17 protein-coding genes are annotated in these 22,596 nt (G+C 67.9%); 7 read left to right on the top strand and 10 right to left on the bottom strand.

Features of this window, described 5'->3' with window-relative positions:
- Positions 1–96 precede the first annotated feature (96 nt).
- The 4 genes from rpsF to ACFWQC_RS10585 all read right to left on the bottom strand — a co-directional run bounded on the left by rpsF (position 97) and on the right by ACFWQC_RS10585 (position 4,224).
- Entirely contained in the window at positions 97–384 is a 288-nt protein-coding gene (rpsF, locus tag ACFWQC_RS10570) for a 30S ribosomal protein S6 (protein WP_179660396.1), read from the bottom strand.
- 103 nt (positions 385–487) lie between these two features.
- Positions 488–3,661, bottom strand: a complete 3,174-nt coding sequence (locus ACFWQC_RS10575) for a heavy metal translocating P-type ATPase (protein WP_378676893.1) — start codon at positions 3,659–3,661, stop codon at positions 488–490.
- Positions 3,662–3,666: 5 nt separating this feature from the next.
- The gene (locus ACFWQC_RS10580) at positions 3,667–3,870 is read right to left on the bottom strand and encodes a heavy-metal-associated domain-containing protein (protein WP_378676896.1); all 204 of its coding nucleotides are present in this window, start codon (positions 3,868–3,870) and stop codon (positions 3,667–3,669) included.
- A 33-nt stretch (positions 3,871–3,903) separates the two neighbouring features.
- Positions 3,904–4,224 (bottom strand): metal-sensitive transcriptional regulator, encoded by a 321-nt coding sequence (locus ACFWQC_RS10585; RefSeq protein ID WP_045550265.1) that lies wholly within the window; start codon positions 4,222–4,224, stop codon positions 3,904–3,906.
- 71 nt (positions 4,225–4,295) lie between these two features.
- Here ACFWQC_RS10585 and ACFWQC_RS10590 point away from each other — a divergent pair, with 71 nt between their 5' ends.
- The 3 genes from ACFWQC_RS10590 (at position 4,296) to ACFWQC_RS10600 (ending at position 8,492) form a co-directional block, all read left to right on the top strand.
- Entirely contained in the window at positions 4,296–5,090 is a 795-nt protein-coding gene (locus tag ACFWQC_RS10590) for a deoxyribonuclease IV (RefSeq protein WP_378676899.1), read from the top strand.
- 203 nt (positions 5,091–5,293) lie between these two features.
- Complete coding sequence (locus ACFWQC_RS10595; RefSeq protein ID WP_378676902.1) at positions 5,294–7,351, top strand: acyltransferase family protein; 2,058 nt, start codon at positions 5,294–5,296, stop codon at positions 7,349–7,351.
- A gap of 520 nt (positions 7,352–7,871) precedes the next feature.
- Positions 7,872–8,492, top strand: a complete 621-nt coding sequence (locus ACFWQC_RS10600) for a DUF5317 family protein (protein ID WP_378676905.1) — start codon at positions 7,872–7,874, stop codon at positions 8,490–8,492.
- 217 nt (positions 8,493–8,709) lie between these two features.
- Here the strand turns inward: ACFWQC_RS10600 and ACFWQC_RS10605 are convergent, their stop codons facing one another.
- Genes ACFWQC_RS10605 through ACFWQC_RS10620 form a run of 4 tightly spaced genes read right to left on the bottom strand, consistent with a single transcriptional unit; the run spans position 8,710 to position 13,757 of the window.
- A complete protein-coding gene (locus ACFWQC_RS10605) occupies positions 8,710–11,142 on the bottom strand; it encodes a CHAT domain-containing protein (RefSeq protein ID WP_378676907.1) in 2,433 nt (810 codons plus the stop codon).
- Entirely contained in the window at positions 11,139–12,635 is a 1,497-nt protein-coding gene (locus tag ACFWQC_RS10610; RefSeq protein ID WP_378676910.1) for a S8 family serine peptidase, read from the bottom strand. The genes ACFWQC_RS10605 and ACFWQC_RS10610 overlap by 4 nt, the downstream gene beginning before the upstream one ends.
- Before the next feature lie 13 nt (positions 12,636–12,648).
- Positions 12,649–13,158, bottom strand: a complete 510-nt coding sequence (locus ACFWQC_RS10615) for a hypothetical protein (protein WP_378676912.1) — start codon at positions 13,156–13,158, stop codon at positions 12,649–12,651.
- On the bottom strand, positions 13,158–13,757 hold the full coding sequence (locus ACFWQC_RS10620; RefSeq protein ID WP_378676914.1) for an RNA polymerase sigma factor: 600 nt from the start codon (positions 13,755–13,757) through the stop codon (positions 13,158–13,160). The genes ACFWQC_RS10615 and ACFWQC_RS10620 overlap by 1 nt, the downstream gene beginning before the upstream one ends.
- A 256-nt stretch (positions 13,758–14,013) precedes the next feature.
- Here ACFWQC_RS10620 and ACFWQC_RS10625 point away from each other — a divergent pair, with 256 nt between their 5' ends.
- On the top strand, positions 14,014–15,177 hold the full coding sequence (locus ACFWQC_RS10625; protein ID WP_378676916.1) for a lipid II:glycine glycyltransferase FemX: 1,164 nt from the start codon (positions 14,014–14,016) through the stop codon (positions 15,175–15,177).
- A complete protein-coding gene (locus ACFWQC_RS10630) occupies positions 15,177–16,229 on the top strand; it encodes an alanine racemase (protein WP_378676919.1) in 1,053 nt (350 codons plus the stop codon). Before ACFWQC_RS10625 ends, ACFWQC_RS10630 begins: the two co-directional genes overlap by 1 nt.
- Here ACFWQC_RS10630 and ACFWQC_RS10635 read toward each other — a convergent pair.
- The gene (locus ACFWQC_RS10635) at positions 16,187–17,623 is read right to left on the bottom strand and encodes a glycosyltransferase family 87 protein (protein ID WP_378676922.1); all 1,437 of its coding nucleotides are present in this window, start codon (positions 17,621–17,623) and stop codon (positions 16,187–16,189) included. The genes ACFWQC_RS10630 and ACFWQC_RS10635 overlap by 43 nt on opposite strands.
- On the bottom strand, positions 17,620–20,127 hold the full coding sequence (locus ACFWQC_RS10640) for a transglycosylase domain-containing protein (RefSeq protein ID WP_378676924.1): 2,508 nt from the start codon (positions 20,125–20,127) through the stop codon (positions 17,620–17,622). The genes ACFWQC_RS10635 and ACFWQC_RS10640 overlap by 4 nt, the downstream gene beginning before the upstream one ends.
- Before the next feature lie 638 nt (positions 20,128–20,765).
- On the opposite strand from ACFWQC_RS10640, the gene ACFWQC_RS10645 reads away from it, so the two are divergent.
- The gene (locus ACFWQC_RS10645) at positions 20,766–21,416 is read left to right on the top strand and encodes a PadR family transcriptional regulator (protein WP_350665392.1); all 651 of its coding nucleotides are present in this window, start codon (positions 20,766–20,768) and stop codon (positions 21,414–21,416) included.
- 46 nt (positions 21,417–21,462) lie between these two features.
- On the top strand, positions 21,463–22,545 hold the full coding sequence (locus ACFWQC_RS10650; protein ID WP_355020398.1) for an inositol-3-phosphate synthase: 1,083 nt from the start codon (positions 21,463–21,465) through the stop codon (positions 22,543–22,545).
- The last annotated feature ends 51 nt before the right edge of the window (positions 22,546–22,596 follow it).

Here is a 22,596-nt window from a genome sequence, read left to right on the forward strand (position 1 = left end):
CGGTATCGGTTCAGGAGTTCCAAATAAATTTCGAACTGGCCGTATGGGTCCAAACATAGGACCCGGCACCGACAATTACCGACGGTGACATCCGCGTCACTTGGACGGACGGATGACCTTCGTACGCAGGATCTGCTCGTTGAGGCCAAACTGGCGGTCGAGCTCCAGAACGGTCTTGGGCTCGGCGGTCAGGTTGACGACGGCGTAGATGCCCTCGGCGTTCTTGTTGACCTCATAGGCCAGACGACGGCGTCCCCAGACGTCAACGTTCTCGACGGTGCCACCATCAGTGGTGACGACCTTCAGGAACTTGTCAAGGGTCGGGGCGACGGTGCGCTCATCGAGGCTGGGCTCGAGGATCACCATTACTTCATAGGCGCGCATAGCGTTCTCCACCTCCTACGGACTCGGCGGCCATGGTCTCTCCATGGCAGGAGGGCTGATGCGATGTCCCATCTCCATCTGTGGAGAGGGACGAGTCAGGGTATCAACCAGCGGTTTCCGTGGCCGAATCCACGGCCTCGACCGTGAACGGCACCGTGATCACCTCGCCGTCACCGAGCCGGAACTGGGCCCAGAGGCGGTAGAGACCGGCCTTCGGTACGTCCAGGTGCAGCCCGAGCTCGGGCCCGAAAGTCGCACCGGGAACCGCCAGCTCGGCACCTTCGGCGTGACCGTGAACGAACGTCCCGCCGTCCGCGCTCATCACCACGACGTGACCGGCAGCGCCGAGATACGGTTGTAGATCGTCGACAATCTTTCCGGTGCTGTCCTCGAACCGGCTGTACTCGAACCTAAAGTGCAGGTCGCTCTCCTGGTCGGCGACCGGCGTGCCCTCAAGCGTGACGGTGAGATTGCCGACAGTCGACGATCTCGGGCTCGCCTCCAGCGGGACGGCCGGGGGCTGCGTACCTTCGACGGTGAGCTGCTGCCGGTCGAGCACGTCGGCCATGTCGGCCCGGCGGCGGAACTCGGTGTCGACGCGGTAGGTGCCGCCGGCGGGGAAGGTCACGTCGGTCTCGAGCTCGCCCGGACGACCGGTCGGCTCGGCGTGGAGGTGGCGGAACCAGGAGAGGTCCTGGCTGGTCACGATGACGTGCATCCAGGCCTGGTGGGTGCGGCCGAGATCGGTCACCGGGTCACCGGTCGCGGCGTCCGTGACAAGGAACCGGAGCCCGCCCTCCCGCCGCGTGATCGCCACGTCGATGCCCGACTCGGCGGAGGCGACGGGGGCGATGTCGACCTCGTGCATCTCAGTCATCGACGGCCGCATCGGGCTCATCCCCTGCGCCCACTCCAGGATGCCGTTCATCCCGCGCTGCGCCGGCTCCGTGCGCGACAGGTACGTCAGGCCGGCCCCGATCGAGATCGCGATCACAGCGGTGACCAGGAGATATCCGCCGTCGCGGGCCTTGGTGAGGAAGCCGCGACCGGCGTACGCCTCTGGCGTCTCCGGCCGGCGGAAGCCGCGCAGGCGCAGCGCGTTGGTGACGACGCTGACCGAGCTCATCGCCATCGCGGCACCAGCGAGGACCGGGTCGAGAAGGGCGAGCGCGGCGACGGGGATGAGGAGCACGTTGTAGGCGAACGCCCAGAACAGGCCCTGCTTGATCGTCGCGACGGTGCGGCGGGAGAGCGCCAGCGCGGTGACCACACCGCGGAGATCGCCGCCGACCAGGGTGATGTCAGAGGCGGCCAGGGCGACGTCGGTGCCCGTGCCGATCGCGATCCCGACGTCGGCCTGGGCCAGCGCCGGGGCGTCGTTGATGCCGTCGCCGACCATCGCGACGACCTTGCCCTCGTCCTGGAGCTGCTGGATCCGGGCGAGCTTCTGCTCGGGCAGCAGGCCGCCGGCGGCGTGGCGTACGCCGACCTCGTCGGCCACCCTCGCCACCGTCGCGTCCGCGTCGCCGCTGAGGATGTGCACCTCGACGCCCGAGTCCTCGAGCAGGCGCACCGTCTCCCTGGCCTCGTCGCGGATCTGGTCCGCGACCCGGATCGACCCGGCGTACGCACCGTCGACCGCGATCAGGACGGAGCCGTTGTCGGTGGCGTCGACGCCCTCCTCGGCCAGCATCGCCGCGTTGCCGACGACGACCCGGCGGCCGTCGACGTACGCACTGATCCCGCGGCCCGGGTGGGCCTCGAACGCCGAGACCTCCACGTCCACGGCGTCGGCTGACGCCTCGGCACGCGCTCGGAGCGCGGTGGCAAGAGGATGGTCGCTGCCGGTCTCGGCTGCGGCGGCGATCCGGACCAGCTCGTCACGAGTCCAGTCCGGAGCCGGGGTGATGTCGGAGACCTCGGGCTTGCCGTGGGTGATCGTGCCGGTCTTGTCGAAGACGATGGCGGTGACGGAGCGGGCACGCTCCAAGGTCTCGCCCGAGCCGACCAGTACGCCGAGCTCGGCCGCGCGGCCGGCGCCGACCATGACGGCGGCGGGCGTGGCCAGGCCCAGGGCGCACGGGCAGGCGATGATGAGGACCGCGATGGCCGCGGTGACGGCGCTGGTCAGGCGCTCGGCGTCGGGGCCGAGGACCAGCCAGCCGATGAAGGTCAGCGCTGCGACGACTAGGACGGCGGGCACGAACACCGCCGAGACCCGGTCGGCCAGGCGCTGCAGCTTGGTGCCGGAGCCCTGGGCCGACTCGACCATCGTGATGATCTGCGCCAGCGTGGTCTCGGAGCCGACCGCTGTCGCCTCGAACTCGAACGAGCCGGTCTGGTTGATCGTCGCGCCGATGACGATGTCGCCCTCGGCCTTCCGCACCGGGTCGCTCTCACCGGTGAGCATGGACTCGTCGACGTAGGACGCCCCGGCGACGATGCGGCCATCGACCGGGATCTTCTCCCCGGTGCGTACGCGGATCCGGTCGTTGACCTGCAGGTTCGCAACCGGGACCGTGGCGTCGCGACCGTTTCGCACGACCGTGGCCGTCTCGGGCATGAGGCCGACGAGGGCCTTGACCGCATCTGCCGTTCGCGACTTGGCTCGGGCCTCGAGCCAGCGCCCCATCAGCACCAGCGCGACGATGACCAGGGCGGTCTCGAAGTAGAGGTGAAGCGGCAGGCCCCACGCCTCGGCCTGCCCCATCCACAGGGTCACGAAGGCGCTGTAGGCGAAGGCGATGCCGGTGCCGAGCGTGACCAGGGTGTTCATGTCGACCGACCCGTGGCGTGCGCCTCGGACCGCCGCGACGTAGATGTCCCGGCCCGCCCACCACTGCGTGACCGCGGCGACCACGAGCACGATCGACATGACCGGCTCCATGGCGTCGACGGGAAGCGGGACGTACATCAACGCCATCAGGCCGAGCCCCACCGCCAGAGCCGTGACCCACCGCCGCTTGAGCTGGACGAGCTCTGTCTCGCGGCGTACGTCCCGATCGTCCTCTGCCTGAGGCGCCTGCGGATTGTCGACAGTCGACGATCGCAAGACGGCCTGGTAGCCCGCCTTCTCGATGGCGGCGCTGATCTCGGCGAGGTCGGTGCGGGTGGGATCGAAGTGCACGAGGGCGGACTCGGTGGCGAGGTTGACGTTGGCGTCCTCGACACCCTCGACGCGGCTGATGGCCTTGGTGACACGGCGCACGCAGCTCGCGCAGGTCATGCCCTCGATCTCGAGCTGCTGCTCGGTCGGGTTCGCGGCGGTGGGGGTCATCATGATCAGGCCAGCGAGTAGCCGGCCTCCTCGACGGCCGTCCGAATGGCGTCGTCCGAGATCGGCTCAGCGGCGGTGACGGTGACGTTGCCCGAGGCGAGATCGACGTCGACGTTGCTCACGCCGGCGATCTCGGTGACCTCTTCGGTGACGGAGGAGGCGCAGTGTCCGCAGGTCATACCGACGACAGTGAAGTTCTGGGTGCTCATGAGAATCTCTCTGGGTTGTTGGATTGTTGACAATCAGGACCGGACGAGGCGAGCGATGGCGGCAGAGGCCTCGGCGAGCTTCTCGTCGGCCTCGGCGCCACCGTTCTGGACCGCACCGGCGACGCAGTGACCGAGGTGCTCGTCGAGCAGTCCGAGAGCGACCGCCTGGAGCGCCTTGGTCGAGGCGGAGACCTGGGTGAGGATGTCGATGCAGTAGGCCTCGTCCTCGACCATCCGCTGCAACCCGCGCACCTGACCTTCGATGCGCTTGAGGCGCTTGAGATAGGCCTCCTTGTTCTTGTTGTGGAGGTATCCGTGATCCGCGTGGCCTTCGTGCCCGGTGTGCTCGTCCATGCGGCTACCATACCCCCGTATGGTATAAAGTCAAGCCGAAGGATGTCGGTGCAGCGTCCTAGACTGGGCCCATGGTTGTTGCGATCGGTGCCCACGTAGACCAGACCGACCCCGTCGCCGAGGCGACCGCGCGCGGCGCGAGCCTGGTGCAGTTCTTCCTGGGCGATCCCCAGTCCTACAAGGGCCCGGTGGTGACGTACGCCGACGGCGCGGCAGCGCTCAAGGCCCGCGCCGAGGAGCAGGGTGTCGATCTCTACGTCCACGCGCCCTACATCATCAATGTCGCCACAACGAACAACCGGATCCGGATCCCGAGCCGCAAGCTCCTCCAGCAGCACATGGACACCGCGGCAGAGGTCGGCGCCAAGGGCCTGATCGTCCACGGCGGTCACGTCAACAAGGACGACGACCCGGCGAAGGGCTTCGACAACTGGCGCAAGGCGATCGAGGCGACCGACATCAAGGTCCCGCTCCTGATCGAGAACACCGCCGGCGGAGACAACGCGATGGCGCGCTACCTCGACCGGATCGCCGGCGTCTGGGAAGCCATCTCCACCGCCGAAGGCGCAGAGAACGTCGGCTTCTGCCTCGACACCTGCCACGCCCACGCCGGCGGCAACCCGCTCGAGACAGTGGTCGAGGACGTCCGCAAGATCACCGGCCGCATCGACCTGGTCCACTGCAACGACTCCCGCGACGAGTTCGACTCCGGCGCCGACCGCCACGCCAACTTCGGCGCCGGCCGCATCGACCCCGACCTGCTCGCCGGCGTGGTCCGCGACGCCGGCGCGCCGGTGATCTGCGAGACCCCGGGCGGCGCCGCAGAGCACGCGAGCGACTTCGCCTGGCTCCGCGACCGTCTCTGACCGATTCTCACCGAATCTTCACTTCTGTCAGCCGAGTCTTGAGTTCTGGCGGACGAATCCGCACGTTGGCCCGCCAGAACCGAAGATTCGTTCGCCACAACTGCGGTTTCCCTCGTCAAAGGTGAAGATTCGGCTGAGAATTGGACCGCCCAGCGGGACCGTCGGCTATGACCCAACAGGGCCATTGACATATCGTCCTCCGAATGAGTTCGAACTGGCGCGCCGATGTTCAGGGTCTCCGTGCCGTCGCTGTCGGTCTGGTGATCGCAGGACACGCGGGGCTCTCAGGGTTCGAGGGAGGGTTCGTCGGAGTCGACGTCTTCTTCGTCCTGTCCGGGTTCCTGATCACCACTCTGCTGCTGCGTGAGACCGACCGCAGCGGCACGGTCAGTATCAGCCAGTTCTACGCCCGCCGCGCCCGCCGGATCCTGCCGGCGGCGACCGCGACGATGGTGGTCGTACTCACCTACAGCGCGATCGTCCTGCCTCAGACCCGCACTGACCAGATCGCGGGCGACGCCGGCTGGGCGGCGGTCTTCCTTGCCAACGTGCACTTCGCCAAGGAGGCCGTCGACTACTTCAACAACGCCGCGCCCTCCCCGTTCCAGCACTATTGGTCGCTCTCGGTCGAGGAGCAGTTCTACGTCGTCTGGCCGCTGCTGGTGCTCGCCGTCGCCCTCTGGATCCCGAAGCACCACCGCCGTCGCGCGATCACCGCGCTCGCCGCGCTCGTTGCCGTGGTCAGCCTCGCCTGGTCGCTGCACGCCACCGCCGCAGACCCGACGACGGCCTACTTCTCCACCCCCGCCCGGGCGTTCGAGCTCGCCGCGGGCGCGCTGCTCGCCTGCCTCGCGGGCCGTCTGCAGGTCGCGACGAGCTCGACGCGGAATGGTCGTCTCGCCGCGGCAGCCCTCGGCATCGCCGGCGTCGGCACCCTCGTCTACGCCACCGCCAACTTCAGCGAGGCGACCCACTTCCCGGGCTGGCACGCCCTGGTCCCGGTCCTCGCCACGGTCGCGCTCCTGGTCGCCGGGCCCGCCACCCCGACCGGCTGGCTGCTCTCGAAGCAGCCGCTGCGCTACCTGGGTGACATCTCGTTCAGCCTCTACCTGTGGCACTGGCCGATCCTGATCCTCGCCCCCGAGGCGATCCCCGGCGGCGGCGTACGCCAGCTGCTGATCATGCTGGCGCTGATCCTGGCCGCCTCCGCGGCGAGCTACCACTGGATCGAGATGCCCTTCCAGCGCCACAAGGTCCCTCATCTCACCAAGGGCCGCCGCGCGCTCGCCCTCTGGCCAGCCGCCGCTGCCCTCGCCCTCGTCGCGGGCACGAGCTCGCAGGCGTACGCCGGCTATCAGGTCGACGTCGCCAAGGCCAACGCCGAGGAGTGGTTCCAGGAGAACCCCGACGTCCTCGAGACCGACGACAAGCCGGTGACCGGCGTACTGAAGACCACCGTCGAGGCCGCCGAGGAGGGTGCTCCGCTGCCGCCCGAGGTCGAGTTCGACGCCACCGACTCGTGGGCCGAGCGCGGCGGCTACTGCTACGCGGGCTACGGCGAGACCAAGCTCGACGGCGACTGCGTCTACGGCGACGGCAAGGCCGACCGCACCGTGGCCGTCGTCGGCGACTCCCACATCGGGATGTGGCTGCCGGCCCTCGACACCCTCGCCGAGCGCCAGCACGTGAAGCTGATCCCGTTCGTGAAGCTCGGTTGCGCCGCGTACGGCGTGAAGCAGAAGTCCTCGAAGATGACCGTCGAGGAGTGCGAGGACTTCCGGGAGTGGACCAACGAGCAGATCACCGAGCTCAATCCGGACACGATCGTCGTCGGCGCCCGCGGCATGCTCGACATGGAGGAGCGCGACGGCGTCTCGACCGAGGAGCAGTGGCGTGAGGGCGTACGCGACGGTGTCGACGACTTCGAGAAGATCACTCCCGACGTACGCGTCTTCGCCGATGTCCCCTCCGTCGACAACGACCCCGGCGAGTGCCTCTCCGACGCCCGCAACCTCCTGGAGGACTGCGTCGTGAAGGCCGACGGCACCGAGGTCGACTCCAACGAGGTGACCCAGGAAGCGCTCGCGGACACCGAGGCGGCGTACGTCGACATCGTCGACCTCGTCTGCACCGAGCGCTGCCCGCTCGTCGTCGGCGACGTCGTCACCTACTACGACGACTCCCACATCACCGCGACCTGGGTCGACCGGGTCACCCCAGCCCTCGGGAAGCGCCTCGGTCGTCTCGACCGTTCCGCCTAGAACCGGCCACCGGTGGTCGAGCCTGTCGAGACCCGCTCCCCAACCATCCCGTTCCGCCTAGAACCAGCCACCCGGTGGTCGAGCCTGTCGAGACCCGCCGCTCAACCAAGCTGTTCCGCCTAGAACACATTCCAGTTCTGCACCCGCTCAACCATTGCCGTGGCGGTGCCGGAGCGGGAGAATCGAAGGTCGCCGGGCGGGGCAGTCAATCCCCTCACCGCCCCGCCCGGCCCACGTCCCAGCCGCCCGGCGCCGGTTGGGCATCCCCCTAGTGCCCAACCCGCGCTGCGGCCCCGAAACCGCCTGCCTCCCCCAAGGCGGCGGCGCCAGCGTCCGAACCGAATTCCCCCGAATCTCGGTCCGGACAGTCCCAAGGAGTACGCAGCAGACCTGCTGATACAAGGTCTTCGAGAATTTCTTCCCGCCGTGCTCAGGCCGCCCGTCAGCACCACCGGGCAGCCCAACGCGAGTTGCCTCGTTCCCCTCCCGGGTGCTGCGCGACGCCACTAGCCTGCTACGCATGCCCGGCCCAGGAATGCTCACGCTGATGGTGCTGCCAGCAGTCATCGGCCTCATCATCGTCGCCCGCCCGAACGTCGCGACCTCTCTGACGAGCCTGCGCGGGAAGTGGCTGATCGTTCTTGTCGCTGCGCTGGAGTTCATGCACGTGGAGGGGTTGTGGCCAGGTTGGGTCGAAGCGAACGCCGAACGGCGGGCATATTCGGTCCTCGTCGTGGTCATAGCAATCGCGTTCTGCTGGCTGAATCGCTCGCTCTGGTCTCATCGCTCTGGCCGGTGGGCCTTGTCTCTCATTCCGCTCGGGACCGTGTCGAACTCAGTGCCGATCGCTGTCCTGGGAGCGATGCCGTACAGCGTCTCGGGTGCACGCGCGGCCGGTTACTCTAGCGCTGAGTTGGCGACCGACGCGTCGGGCTACATCCGACTCGACGACGTTTCGCAACTCTGGATCCCACTCGCCGACCTCATCCCTGTCCCCGTGCTGATGAAGGTCCTCAGCATCGGCGACCTGCTCCTCTTTCCCGGTCTAGCGCTCCTGATTGTCGCCTGCTTCCAGCCGAGCGCGTCGGACCGTTCTGTCAGCGATGCCCGGACGAACGGCTCCGCCCAGCCGTCGGCGTGATTGCGCCGACTTCGCCTCTACCCCACGAGAGGAGGAGCAGATGAGCACGAATGAGCTCAAGGCACGCGCCTACCTGGCGGCGACCACCACCGTCACCACGGCGCTGGCGATCTACGCTTTCGCCGCGCCACACAACAAGCCCAATTAGGGCATCGGAGCGGGTGGGCGGGAGTTCAATAGGTCCTCGCCCACCCGACACCGAGGCTCGTAGGCTGACCTACGAAAAGCAGACGAAGGGGGCCGGCGGAGCGTCCGTGGTCGCGGCGGGGAGGGACTCGGCGAGGGCCTCGGCGGGGGCCAAGCCCTTCGCGAGGGCACCGTGGAGACTGCTGAACACCTCATACGCGGCATCGTCGGCCACCACCGCGGGTGAGGCGATTACGGCGCGGGCGCCGGCGTGGAGCCAGGCTCCAACGAGACCGATCAACTCCTCGCCCCAGCGGATGGTGGATCGTCCGACCTCGCAGGCAGAGAGGAGCACGACGTCGGGGACGGCGGAGAGGCCGTCGATGTCGTAGCCGTACCAGGTCCCGTCGGCGAGCTCGAGCCCGGAGAAGAGCGGGTTGTCGGCGGAGTGGTGGCCGTGCGCGGCGAGATGGAGTACGTCGACCTCTGCCGCCAACGCGGAAACGGCGGTCGCGGTGGCTTCGCTACCGGTGAGCGTGCGCACGTCGGACCAGGCGGTGGCGCTCTTGGCCACTTCGTCGGCAGCCCGCATGACGCGCGGCCCGGCGACGAACCCGGCGGACACCGTACGCAGCGGGGTGTCGGCGCGGCTCAGCCAGGCGGTAGCGCTCTGGGCGACCGTCACCGGTCGGCCGCTGAAGCCGGACAGCAGGGTCCAAGGCACCGCAGCCAGGACGGCCGAGGGAGTCAGGACGACCGGCCGGTCGCCGATCCGCTCGAGGATCGGAGTGACGAGCAGGTCGGAGAGCTGCTGGAGCCGGGCGGCCAGGTCGCCACGTACGGCAACGCCGAGCGGGCCCGGAAGATCGGTCGCGGCGACGTCGAGATCCGGCAGCAGACCACCCAGGAGTGTTCCGAGCGCGGCCTGGTCACCGAGGTCGACCCGAGTGGCGACGTCGTCGGTCGCGACGACGGCGACAAGGCGGCCGGCAGCGACGACATAGGCGACGAGCGCATGCCCACCGATGCGTTCATGCAGGTCAGGGAGGGATATTGGGTCCGAGACCTGGCCGGACCCCTTGACCCGCCAGGCACGCTGTCGGATCTGCTCACGCAGCTCGGCCTCACGCTCCGGGGTCACGTCGCCGCGGAGCTCCGCCAGGTCGGCGGCGAGTTGGGGATCGGACGGTGGCCGCACCGGCTGAACCCGCGAGGCCAGCATCCGGGAACGCTCCGACCACTCGAAGAGCACATCGGCCTCGCCTGACTCGACGGCCAGTTCCAGGCCACGCCTGGCCAGTGTGCGGCCGTGTCCGGAGACATTGGTCTGCAGGTCCAGGCTGCCGAAGGAACTCTGCCACAGGTGGAAGTCGTCGAGTCCCGACCTGAGCTCGCGAAGGCCAGCGCCGGCTCGGCCGGCGGCCACCGCCAACTCGGCTCGAAGCTCACGCTCCAGCAGGCGGATGTCGATGGGCGCTTCGGGCGGAACTGGACCGATGACCCTGCCGCTCGCTGGCCTCGTCGGCAGACCGGCGTTCTCCGCCGACCGGATGCGCGCCAACCGAGCCTGCATGCGCACCCGAAGAGCCGGCCAGCTCAGGCCCTGCTCCTCGAGCGGACCTGCCAGCGCCTCGCCCTCCTCGCTCGGATCTTGGCCTGCCGTGACGGCCGCCTCGAACGCCACCGCCCGAGCCCGCAGCGCCAGCCCTGTCGCCCGCGCCTCCTCGAACCAGCCCAGCGCCGAGCGCGCCACCCGCTCCGCCTCCGCCGGATCAGTTGCAAGCAGATGCGACGCCAGCGCCAGTTCTGCCTCCCCCTGCCGTTGGCGCTGCTTCTTGGAACCGTATGCCTCGGCAGCCTGCCGTAGCATCTCCCCGCCCTGCCGCGTCAGGCCAGCCGCCATCAGCACCTCGGCCCGATCGGCGTCGCACACCGCCTTGATCAACGGGCCAGCGAATGCCTGAACCTCGTATGACGATTCCATCAGGGCAAGAGCCCCGACCAAGTCGCCAGACAGAAACAACGCATACGCCCGGTTGTGGTCGGCTTGCGCGGCCGCAACGGGCTCGCCCGAAGATCGGTACTGCGCTGCTGCAGCCTCGAAGTCTTGGGCCGCATTCACGGTGTCGTGACGATCGAGGTGAACCGTACCTCGATTGAGGTAAGCCTTGGCCAGGTCGAGGGGGAGACCGTCCAGCGATGAAATGGCTGCGCCGAACGTCTCCAACGCCTCGGCGGCGCGACCGGCGCGGCGCAGGAGCAGCGCACGTTGCGCGAGAAGCACGCCTCGGGTGGAGCCCTCTACGCCGAACTCCAGAGCTCGATCGTTCTTGTCCAGCGCTACGTTCAAGTTGGAGTCGTCGGCTTCGAGATATGCCAACGATGACTCGATCCGGGCGAGGACCGCAGGGGCAGTCGCGAGGCTCAGGGCTCGCCCCAACAGCGCCCTCGCGCTGTCGAGATCGCCTGACCTGAGCGCCGCGACTCCCTGCTTGTGCAGTTCGTCCGGACCGTCGTTAGTCATTGCTTGAGCGTAGTGAGCACTTCGATGGCAGCCCAGGCGCGATCGACGTCCTGCGAGACATCCCCGGGATCGCCGTTGTCGAAGAGGTGCTGGGCAATTCGTCCAGCGAGCAACGGTGCCGCAAACGATGTCCCGCTCCAAGTGCCGAATCCGCCACCGAAGTCGTCAGGATCCAACGTCTCCCGCTTTCGGCCAGCGAATTCAGAGGCGACTCTAGCTTGGTAACCCCCGTCGAAACCGGTGGGGAACGTGCTCACGACGCCAGCGCCGATCTCATACGCACGGACCCAAGGCCCGGCGTTGCTGAAGATCGCGTCCGTTCCATTTGGGTTCAGGGCTCCTACGGAGACGATCGGCAACGCCTTATCCGACGCCGAACAAGGGCCCTCGCCCTCGCTCCAGGGCGCAAACGCTGCCGGAAAATTCGGCCGTGCTGTCGAGTCGTTGCCAGCCGAGCAAACGACAAGCGTCCCGTTCGCCGCGAGATCGGCAAGAATCTCGTGAAGCATCGGATCGAAGAGCGCGTCCTCCGGGGTCTCGTGGTAGTAACCGATCGACAGGCTGAGCACGTCGATCCGTCGCCCGCGCGGATCCCCTTGGCGATAGAGATGCACCAGATCGGCAATCTGAGCGAGGGCCGTCACCCAGTCGTATTCAGCAACGGGGCCGTCTGGCGGAACGATCCGCCACGAATAGATGTCGGCGTTGGGACATGCCTGATGGACCAGTCCTGCGATGAAGGTGCCATGACCCGCCATGGGATCGATCAGGCCGTCCAGTGCACCCACCTGGTCGCCGTCGATCTCAGAGTCCGGAACACTTGACGGCCATCCGATCCGATGGTCGCCGAGGCGTACGTCCCGATCGACGAAGTCGAGCCACGGATGCTGCCCGCATCCCGTGTCGAGGACTGCCACCACCGGGCGTGTTCGGTCTTCGATGTCACCGTCCTCCTGCCGGGCAGGGGCCGACCCGACGTACGCCACCGGTTGACGTCCTCCCGTACCCAACGGGTCGTACCCGGAGTTCGGGTGGGGGTCATTGTGCGGGTGCGGGTCGTTATGAGGATGCGGGTCGTTATGAGGATGCGGGTCGTTGTGAGGCACCGGCACAAGAACGTGCTCCAGGCTCACGCCTCGTGCACCGTCGGCACCCTCTGCGCGAAGAAACTGGAGAAGCGTCCAGGCGTCCGGAGCCGCCACCGCCTTGCCCGGCATCACACCTAGGCTGACCCGCCGGACACCGAATCGGAGGTCAACGGCGTGTGCAGGCTCGGGCTCGGCTTCGACACGCCAATGCAAAGACCGGGCAATGCTCTTGATCCGTCGGAACGTGTCATCGAAGTCCACCGACTTGGAGATCAGGAGTGTCGTCGAGGAGTAGATCGTGGTGCCTGCCGTGACACCGTCCACGGCTACGGCATTGGTCGGGTCGAGTATTCGGGCGTCGGATCCGAACGACACCGACAGTCGGGGCTCACTCTTGGGGTGCACTGTTACTCCTGGATCAGATCTCGAACGTGGGGGTCAGGAAGGCGGCGGAGCCGTCGGCGGGCTCGAAGCGGAGCCTGATGAGGCCGGCGGGCAACGAGGTGAGCTCGAAGCGACCCGAGGCTCCGAGGGTGACGGCGACGATCGGCGTACGGACTTCGTCGGCGCGGATGGCGCGGACGGTCATGGGTGAGCCGGGGACGACCCAGCCGTCGAGGCGGGCGGTGGTGTCGGTGTCGGAGGCGACGCGTACGAGCACGTCGACGCCGGACTGCGCGAAGCGCAGGGTGTAGGCAGAGCGGGCGGAGGCAGGGGCGGCGGAGCGTACTCCGGCCGTCTCGGCACCCGAGGACTCCACCAGGAGCATCAGCTCCAGGTCGAGCCCGAGCCCGGACTCCTCGGCGGCGCCGGCGGCGGCCGCCTGCATCCGGGAGATCAGGCCACCAGGGACCGGATCACCGGCAACATAAGCCTGTCGAACCAGACCCAACAGCTCTTCGCGAGTGGGCTCCTCCGAGCGACCCATCACGACACCCCCTCGTTCTTGAGTGCATCCCGCAGCTTCCCGAGACAGCGGCCGCGGGTGGGGCCGATGCTGCCGATGGGCATCTGGAGCTCTTCGGCCAGGCCGGCGTAGTCGGGCCGGTCGGAGAAGGCGACCACGCGCAGCAGCCGCCGGCACCGCTCCGGCAACGACTCCACGGCCGCCCAGATGAGGGAGTTGCGGTCGCCCTCGACGACCAGCGACTCCGCGGAGCGCTGCGTCGGGACGCGAGACTCGAGCGCCTCGTCCTCCACGGGTACGTCACGCCCGGACCGCTTCGCGACCCGCCAGGCCTCGCGGCGCGTGGTCAGAGTGAGCCAGGCACCGACGGCCGCGGTGTCGAGGATCGAGGAGTGCTTGCGTACGAAGGTGAGCCAGGTGTTCTGGACGACGTCCTCGGCCTGCTCCTGAGTGAGCCGATAGGAGCGCGCGACCTGCCACAGGACCGGGGTCATCGTCGCGACCAGCTCGTCGAGGGCGGCGGAGTCGCCGCTGAGCCAACGGTCGAAGTCGGCCGTGGCCCGGGACCATACGGTCACGGGTGCGTCGGCATGACCGATCCCCCGTGGTACCCGTGTCACAGTCCCCTCCTCGACCGGCGGCCTCCGGATCGGCGGCGCGCCGTTGGGGGGCCAGACGACGCGCGGGCGCGCCATCGTGGTGGTCATAGTTGCTGTCACGACTATAAGGAGGCCCAGGCCCCAGCCGTGATACATCTGGTCGCAGACAATAGCGGCTCAGCGGCCCTGACTCACTAGGGAGCGGCGCGATTGCCCCCGATTGTCCCCACATTGGGGCGGATTCGACCCTACCGCCGGAACGGGTAGCCTTCTGCGGGTGAGTCTCACCGTGCGCCCCATCACCGCTGCGGAGCATCTCGCCTTCATCGAGAAGCAACCCAGCGTGAGCTTCCTCCAGACCCCCTCGTGGGCCCAGGTCAAGACCGAGTGGCGCTCGGAGTCGATCGGATGGTTCGACAGCCTGCAGGGCGGCGCCCTGGTCGGTGCCGCGCTGGTGCTGCACCGGCCGGTCCCGAAGCTGGAGCGGTTCACCCTCGCCTATCTGCCGGAAGGCCCGAGCATCGACTGGTCGGGCGATCTCGCTCCGTGGCTCGAGCCGCTGGCGACGTACCTGAAGAAGAACCACGCCTTCGGCATCCGGATCGGCCCGCCGGTCACGACGGCGACCTGGAGCGCGGCGCAGGTCAAGGACGGCATCGCCGACGACACCGTCCAGCGGCTCAACCAGCTCACCCCGACCCACCGCGACGCTACCGGCGCCCGCGTGGTCAGCCAGCTGCGCGCCGCCGGCTGGAAGCTGCAGAGCCCCGAGGACGGTTTCGGCGCGGGGCAGCCGCAATACAACTTCGTCATCCCGCTGGCCCACGAGGACGGCACCCCGAAGACCGAGGACGAGGTCCTCAAGGGGATGAACCAGCTCTGGCGCCGCAACATCAAGAAGGCTGCCAAGATGGGCGTCGAGGTGACCGTCGCCACCCCCGTCAGCCCGGCGGACGGCGACTTCGAGGGTGACCTGAGCGCCTTCCACGATCTCTATGTCCACACCGCGGCCCGCGACCACTTCACGCCCCGGCAGCGCAGCTACTTCAGCACCATGTTCTGGGCGATGTCGAACGAGGACCCGGAGCGGATCAAGCTCTTCCTGGCGCGGCACGAGGGCGATCTGGTCGCGGCCACGATCATGGTCCGCGTCGGGCAGTACGCCTGGTACTCCTACGGCGCCTCCTCGACCGAGAAGCGAGACGTACGTGGCTCCAACGCCCTCCAGTGGGCGATGATCCAGGACGCCATGGCCGCCGGCGCGACCACCTACGACCTGCGCGGCATCACTCCGACGCTCTCCACCGACGACTCCCACGTGGGGCTGATCCAGTTCAAGGTCGGCACCGGTGGCCAGGCGGTGGAGTACGCCGGCGAGTGGGACCTGCCGCTGAACAAGCCGATCTACACGGCCTTCGATGTCTACATGAAGAGGCGCTAATGCCGCTGAAACTGACCGTTGACGCCGATCGCTGGCGCAAGCACGTCCAGACCTTCGCCGAGGCGACGCCCGGCCTGGTCCCGGTGGCGAAGGGCAACGGCTACGGCCTCACCCTGCGCAAGCTCGCCCACCAGACCGAGTGGCTCACCGGCCTCGGCACCGGCGTCGACACGCTCGCGGTCGGCACCTACAACGAGGTGTGGGAGGTCGCGACCCGGTTCAGCGGATCGATCTACGTGCTGACCCCGTGGCGGCCCTACTCGCCCGAGATCAACCCGGAGATCGCCGACCGGGTCATCCACACGATCAGCCGCCCCGAGGACCTGCCGCTGCTGCTGGAGCGCCAGCCCGGCGCGCGGGTCATCCTCGAGCTGGTCACCTCGATGCGGCGCCACGGGATGACGCCGAGCGACCTGTGGCCGACCGCCGCAGGCGCCCGCGAGCACGCCCGCTTCGAGGGCATCACCATGCACTTCGGCCTCGACGGCGGCTCGCTGGCCGAGGTACGCGCCCAGATGGACGCCGTCGTCGGCGCCGAGGCGAAGACGGTGTGGGTCTCCCACCTGAGCGCCAACGAGCTCGCCCAACTGCGCGCGGCCTACGGCGACATCACCTTCCGGCCCCGCGTCGGCACCGCGCTGTGGCTCGGTGACCGCGGCGCGCTCACCGTGACCGCGACCGTCGAGGACGTGCACCCGCTCGAGCGGGGATACTCCTACGGCTACCGCGGCCGCACCGCGCTGCGCGCCGGTCACCTGGTCGTCGCCTCCGGCGGCACCGCCCACGGGATCGGCCTCGAGGCGCCGCTGGGCGACACCCACCTGCGTTCCCGGGCCCTCGCGGTCGCCCGCGGTGGGCTCGACGCCATGGGGCAGTCGCGCTCGCCGTACACGCTCGACGGCAAGGCGCTCTGGTTCGCCGAGCCGCCGCACATGCAGGAGTCGATGCTCATGCTTCCCTCGGGCGCGCGTGTGCCCGAGGTCGGCGAGGAGCTCGAGGTGCGGGTGCGCTACACCGCGACCTCGTTCGACGAGATCGTCCTGGACTCCTGAGTCTCTGCGCGGGCCTCGGTCCACCGGACCGGGTCGCGCCACGGCTCGTAGATCTCCCGGACCACGACCGCGATCAGATAGACCTCGGCGGCGACCCGGGCGATGATCGCGAACCAGTAGACCGGCTGGTCACCGCCGCTGCTGGCCAGCAGGTCGGCGAGATACCACCAGACCGCGACGAAGTAGAAGAGCTCACCGGCCTGCCAGATGAGCTGGTCACGCCAGCGCGGCACGGCGAGGACGGCCAGCGGCAGCAGCCACAGGACGTACTGCGGTGAATACACCTTGTTGACCAGGAGAAACCCGGCGACGATCAGGAAGCCGAGCTGCGCCAGCCGCGGTGTCTCATGGGCGGTCAGGCCGATGATGAGTACGCCGCTGCACCAGGCGATGAAGAAGCCCCAGGAGACGAGGTTGACCGTCTGTGCCGAGATCGTCGCGTCGGTGGCCTGCTGGACCACGAGCCACAGCGAGCCGAGGTCGGGGCCGCGCTCGGAGTTGAAGCTCCAGAAGACCTTCCACTCCTCGAGGCCGGTGGCCATCGCGGGGAGATTGGCGAGCACCCAGGCGAGGACCGTCGCCAGCGAGGCGACCGCCAGGTCGTAGTAGCGCCGGTGCCGGATGCAGATCACCACGAGCCCGCCGAGCAGGAAGAGTGGGTAGAGCTTGGTCGCGCAGCCGAGCCCGATCAGGATGCCGGTCAGCAGCGGCCGATCGCGAGACCACGCCCACAGCGCGCCGGCGACGAAGACGACAGCCAGCATGTCCCAGTTGATGATCCCGGTCGCCGCCAGCACCGGGGCGAGCGCGAAGGCGGCCGCGTCCCAGGGCCGTCGGCGGTGCGTACGCGCCAGGAACCAGGCGGAGAGCAGCGCCGCGACCGCGAAGCCGATCACGTTGACGATGATGAAGACCCGGATCTCGTGGTGCATGCCGGGCAGACCCCAGAAGCTCGAGGTCTCCACGAGATGGCGCTCGTCCTCGTCCGGGGTGTCGGTCAGCCAGTCGGTGACGTGGGACGTAGCCCAGGCGTAGTAGGAGATGCCGACCGGATACTCCATCACCTGCTGGTAGCGCGCCCGGACCTCGGGATCGGAGGAGTAGGGCCACTCGTGTTCGGCCAGACCCCGGTCGACGTAGAGATAGGGCAGGTCGGAGTAGCAGAAGTGGGTGTAGCGGGTGTCGCCGTTGGTCCAGGTGGCGTTGTAGCAGGTCTGCTTGGAGACCATCCCGATCGCGAAGGTGAGCGCGGTCAGGAGCAGCACCAGGCCGACCGCGCTGAACCAGCGCCGTCGGCCGTGCGCGAGCCCGCCGAGAGGACCGCCCACCGCGGTGGAGGCGGTCCTGACGACCGGATCCTCCGCCGCCGGGGCGGTCACTGGACCATCACTCACTGAGTAGCGCCCTCCGCGGTGCCTGTGTCGTTGTTGCCTCCGCCATTATTGCCATCGGCAGGCGGCGAGGACGACTCACAGTCGCCGAACCAGTCGCAAGCGGTCTCGGTGACCTCCGGATCGGTCGACTCCGACTCGTCGGGGGTCGTGCCCTCGCCCGGATCACCGTCGGTGGCGCCGTCCGAGGGACTCTGAGTCTCCTCCGGCTCCTCGATCGGGATGCAGAGACCCTTGCGCTCGTCCTTCTTGGAGCAGTCCTCAGAAGGCGTCGGAGTCGGCGTCGGGGTGACGATAAGTGACGGGTCGTGACCGTCTTCCGGGGCCTCGCCGTCCATCCAGGCGGGCTCGGGGAACTCCTCGAGATCCATGTCATCGGTCAGTTCGCCCATGATGGCTGCCCAAGTCTCGGCCGGGTAGCTCGCGCCGTAGTAGGAGTCGAGCCAACCGTCCAACCGGCCGTTGCCGGTGCCTCGGACGTACATCACAGCGGTGGCGAGCTGTGGCGTGTAGCCGGCGAACCATGCCGAGGAGACGTACGACTCGTCGCCAGACCCCATGGTCGCAGTGCCGGTCTTACCGGCAGCCGGCTGGGCGATGACACCCGCCGACCTGCCGGTGCCGTCCTTGACCACCTGCTGGAGAGCGTAGGACGTGTCGTCGGCGGCATCCTCTGACATCGCCCGCTCCTCGCCGTCACGCTGGTTCCACTCGTACTTTACGTTGCCCTCCGCGTCGACGACCTTCGAGACGATGTGCACCGTGTTGCGCACGCCTCCGTTGGCGATGGTCGCGAAAGAGTTGGCCATGTTGATCGGGCTGACCTGCGCCTTACCGAGAGTGACGAGGTAGTCGGTCGGATCCATGTCGGGTGAGTACGCCGGCATCGAGCGGTAATCGGCAGGTGCGTCCTTCGCCGATTGCTCCATCGGCGGGATGCCCGCCTTGACGGCCTGCTCCCACACATCGCGGTGGTTGTTGGGCAGGGCCTGCGACATCTCGACAAAGGAGGTGTTGATCGACTCCTCCATGGCCTTGATCCCGGTCACGTGCTTACCGTAGGAGTGACCGGTCGGGTCGGCGTCGGACTGACCAGAGTTTCGGACGACCAGGTCGGTCCCGGGAATCTCCATCCCGCCCTCGCCGGTCCAGGTGTCCTTCAACGAGTAGCCCGCGTCGAGCGCGGCCGCCATGGTGAACGGCTTCATCGTCGAGCCCGCCATGCCACCGTTCGCCGCCCAGTTGATCTGGGACTGAAGGTAGTCCTGGCCACCGTAGAAGCCCTTCAAGGCTCCGGTCTTCACATCAACGGTTGCAGCTCCGACGTGAAGGGCGTTCTTCTCGTTCTTCTCGTTGTACGCCTTCTTGTCCTCCGGACGTACGTCGGTGACAGCATCCTCCGCCGTCTTCATCGCTTTCGCGCTGAGCGTGGTGGTGACCTTCAGCCCCTTGCTGTCGATCTCCTCCTCGGTGAAGAGGGGCTCGCCGTTCTCGTTCTTGAGGGACTTCAGCTCGTTCTTCACCAGGGTGAGCGCGTGACCCTTCTGGCCACCCAGGCGGCTGTCGGCCTTCGGCTTGGGGAACTTGGGCAGTGCCGCCTTCGACTTCTCGAGGGTGGCTTCGTCGTAGTCGCTGAGCGCCTTGCCCTGGCTCTTGAGCTCGCCCATGCCCTTGAGGACGTACTGGTAGCGGCCGAGCAGCTCGGTGCCACCGGCGTCCGCGCCGGCCTTCTCGGGGTCGAACCCGTTCGGGTTGTTGAGGATCGCGGTGAGGGCCGCGGCCTCCTTGATGTCGAGGTCCTGGGCGGACTTGCGGAAGTAGGTCTTCGCCGCGGCCTGGACGCCGTAGGCGCCGCGGCCGAAGTAGACGGTGTTGAGGTAGCCGGTGAGGATCTCGTCCTTCGACTTCTGCCGGCTGATCTTCAGCGAGATGACCGCTTCCTTCACCTTGCGGGAGTAGGTGCGCTCCTGGCTGAGGTAGAGGTTCTTCACGTACTGCTGGGTGATCGTCGAGGCGCCGCCCTGGCTGCCGGTGGTGGCGTTGGAGAAGAGCGTGCGCGCGATGCCCTTGAGGTCGATGCCGTTGTTCTCGTAGAAGCTGCGGTCCTCGGCTGCCACGGCCGCGTCCTTCACGAGCGCCGGCATCTCGTCCACGCTCAGCGCGTCACGGTTCTGGTCGCCCGCCTGGAAGCGGCCGACCTCCTTCTTGCCACCGGCGTAGTAGACGAAGCTCGACTCGGCCTGGAACGCCGCGTTGGCGCTGGGGATCGAGATCATGTTGTAGGAGATGATCACCGCGGCGCTCCCGATCAGCGCCAGGACCAGGGCGCAGATGCCCGCGATCTTGCCGATCCGGACCGCCAGCGCCTTCTTGTCCAGCTCGCCGTCGCCATGATCACCCACGCCGAAGGCGGACTTGGGGTCACGCCCCATGCCACCACCGGAGCCACCGCTGATGCCACCACCGCGGCGTTCGGGACGCGCGGGCCGTTGGCCGAGACGGTCCACCGGCGGGTCACCGGGACGGCGGGGCCCCGGGTAGGGCGGCCGCTGACCGGGACGGGGACCACCGGGAGGCATCGGGCGCTGGGCGCCACGGGGCTGAGGGCGACCGCCTGACGGCTGGCCCTGCGGAGAACCCTGGGGGCGGCGCGGTGCCGGCGGACGACCGCCCGAACCACCCTGCGGAGGGCGCGGTCCGCCCTGGGGTCGTCCTTGCTGCCCGCCGGGGTTGGACCTGCGGGGACTGGCGCTACGAGGGCTGGGCCTTTGCGAACTGTGTTCGTTCGGATAGGCACCGGATGGGTCGCTCACGGGTGTTGCACTGCTCCTGTGACTGCCCGGCACGTGACCGGACGGGCTGACACTGACAATCCCCCGACGTCGCTAGATCCCCCCGAGGGAATCCCATCAACCTGACGCGCGACGCTTGCCGAACCTTGCCCGGGTGGATCCTCAGGTAGGTGAACGGCAGCCATCAGCGTACGCAATCGACGCTAGCGCTCCCGCATCCACGCCCAGCGCGCCTCAAGTCACCCGACGTCAACAGTTCGGTGACGGTTGCATCGAAGTGGTCTCTTCGGACGTGATCAGACAAGACTTTGGTCTCTATTTGCCATCGCGGATATATCGGTACGATAGGTCGCATGGCACGTCGCGCAGAGACGATCGAGTTGGCAGTCCTTGGGCTGCTGCACGAGTCGCCGATGCATGGCTACGAGCTGCGCAAGCGGCTCAACCTGATGCTGGGCTGGGGGCGAGTGCTGTCGTACGGCTCGCTCTACCCGGCTCTGAAGAAGATGCTGCGCAAGCACCTCATCGAAGAGGAGGCGCAGTCCGTCACGCCGGTGACCCGGCGGCCGCGGATCGTCTACCAGCTGACGCCTGCCGGAGAGCGTGAGTTCACCCAGCTCATGTCCGAGGTCGGTCCGATGGCTTGGGAGGACGACAACTTCGACATCAGGTTCGCGTTCTTCGGTCGCACCGACATGGAGATCAGGCTTCGCGTCCTCGAAGGACGTCGCAGCCGGCTCCAGGAGCGGCTCGACCGGGTGCAACGTGAACTTGCCATGACCCAGAAAGAGGTCGACTCCTACGCCCGCGAGCTTCAGCGTCACGGCGTCGAGTCGGTCGAGCGGGAGGTCCGATGGCTCTCCTCGCTGATCGACGCCGAACGCAACCCCAGGCCTGCGAACGACGAGCAGGCAGCGGGTCGGGGGGATCTGGGGGATGACGACGGCGTACGCGACGAAGCGGACGTCTCGCGCACAGCGCAGAGCAGCCAAGAGAACGAGTGATGACCTCCGGGCCGGTGTCGGCCTGGAGTATTGGAAGGAGCCCCGAATGGGTTCGGTTCGTGTAGCAATCGCGGGAGTCGGCAACTGCGCCAGCTCCCTGGTCCAGGGTGTGGAGTACTACAGGGACGCCGACCCCGCGGCCAGCGTCCCGGGCCTCATGCACGTCAAGTTCGGCGACTACCACGTCTCTGACGTCGAGTTCGTCGCCGCCTTCGACGTCGACGACAAGAAGGTCGGCAAGGACCTCTCCGAGGCGATCGACGCCTCCGAGAACAACACCATCAAGATCGCCGACGTCCCGTTCAAGGGCGTCGAGGTCCAGCGTGGTCCCACGCTCGACGGTCTGGGTAAGTACTACCGGCAGACCATCTCCGAGTCGGGGCTCGACCCCGTGGACGTGGTCTCGGTCCTTCGCGAGAAGGAGGTGGACGTTCTCGTCTCCTACCTTCCGGTCGGCTCGGAGGAGGCGGACAAGTTCTACGCGCAGTGCGCGATCGACGCGGGCGTCGCCTTCGTCAACGCGCTGCCGGTCTTCATCGCCTCCGACCCCGAGTGGGCCGCGAAGTTCGAGGCCGCCGGCGTCCCGATCGTCGGTGACGACATCAAGTCGCAGGTCGGTGCCACCATCACCCACCGAGTCATGGCCAAGCTGTTCGAGGACCGCGGCGTCGCGCTGGACCGTACGTACCAGCTCAACGTCGGCGGCAACATGGACTTCAAGAACATGCTCGAGCGCGAGCGCCTGGAGTCCAAGAAGGTCTCCAAGACCCAGGCCGTGACGTCGAACCTGACCGGCGAGCTGGCCGACAAGATCGACAGCCGGAACGTGCACATCGGCCCGTCCGACTACGTGCAGTGGCTCGACGACCGCAAGTGGGCGTACGTCCGGCTCGAGGGCCGCGCGTTCGGTGATGTCCCGCTGAACCTCGAGTACAAGCTCGAGGTCTGGGACTCCCCCAACTCCGCCGGCATCATCATCGACGCCGTCCGTGCGGCGAAGATCGCCAAGGACCGCGGCATCGGCGGCCCGATCATCCCGGCCTCGGCCTACCTCATGAAGAGCCCGCCGGTTCAGATCGAGGACACCGAGGGTCGCGTTCAGCTGGAGGCGTTCATCCGCGGCGAGTGATCCTCTGCTGTTGAGCTGCCCCGGGTGCCTGGCACCCGGGGCAGTCGCATT

The sequence above is a fragment of the Nocardioides sp. NPDC058538 genome, assembly GCF_042719275.1.
In the GTDB taxonomy this organism is placed as follows: domain Bacteria; phylum Actinomycetota; class Actinomycetes; order Propionibacteriales; family Nocardioidaceae; genus Nocardioides.

Coding starts and splice junctions, on each gene's coding strand:
- rpsF (WP_179660396.1), bottom strand. CDS start 384: ATGCGCGCCTATGAAGTAATGGTGATCCTCGAGCCCAGCCTCGATGAG.
- ACFWQC_RS10575 (WP_378676893.1), bottom strand. CDS start 3,661: ATGACCCCCACCGCCGCGAACCCGACCGAGCAGCAGCTCGAGATCGAG.
- ACFWQC_RS10580 (WP_378676896.1), bottom strand. CDS start 3,870: ATGAGCACCCAGAACTTCACTGTCGTCGGTATGACCTGCGGACACTGC.
- ACFWQC_RS10585 (WP_045550265.1), bottom strand. CDS start 4,224: ATGGACGAGCACACCGGGCACGAAGGCCACGCGGATCACGGATACCTC.
- ACFWQC_RS10590 (WP_378676899.1), top strand. CDS start 4,296: ATGGTTGTTGCGATCGGTGCCCACGTAGACCAGACCGACCCCGTCGCC.
- ACFWQC_RS10595 (WP_378676902.1), top strand. CDS start 5,294: ATGAGTTCGAACTGGCGCGCCGATGTTCAGGGTCTCCGTGCCGTCGCT.
- ACFWQC_RS10600 (WP_378676905.1), top strand. CDS start 7,872: ATGCCCGGCCCAGGAATGCTCACGCTGATGGTGCTGCCAGCAGTCATC.
- ACFWQC_RS10605 (WP_378676907.1), bottom strand. CDS start 11,142: ATGACTAACGACGGTCCGGACGAACTGCACAAGCAGGGAGTCGCGGCG.
- ACFWQC_RS10615 (WP_378676912.1), bottom strand. CDS start 13,158: ATGGGTCGCTCGGAGGAGCCCACTCGCGAAGAGCTGTTGGGTCTGGTT.
- ACFWQC_RS10630 (WP_378676919.1), top strand. CDS start 15,177: ATGCCGCTGAAACTGACCGTTGACGCCGATCGCTGGCGCAAGCACGTC.
- ACFWQC_RS10645 (WP_350665392.1), top strand. CDS start 20,766: ATGGCACGTCGCGCAGAGACGATCGAGTTGGCAGTCCTTGGGCTGCTG.
- ACFWQC_RS10650 (WP_355020398.1), top strand. CDS start 21,463: ATGGGTTCGGTTCGTGTAGCAATCGCGGGAGTCGGCAACTGCGCCAGC.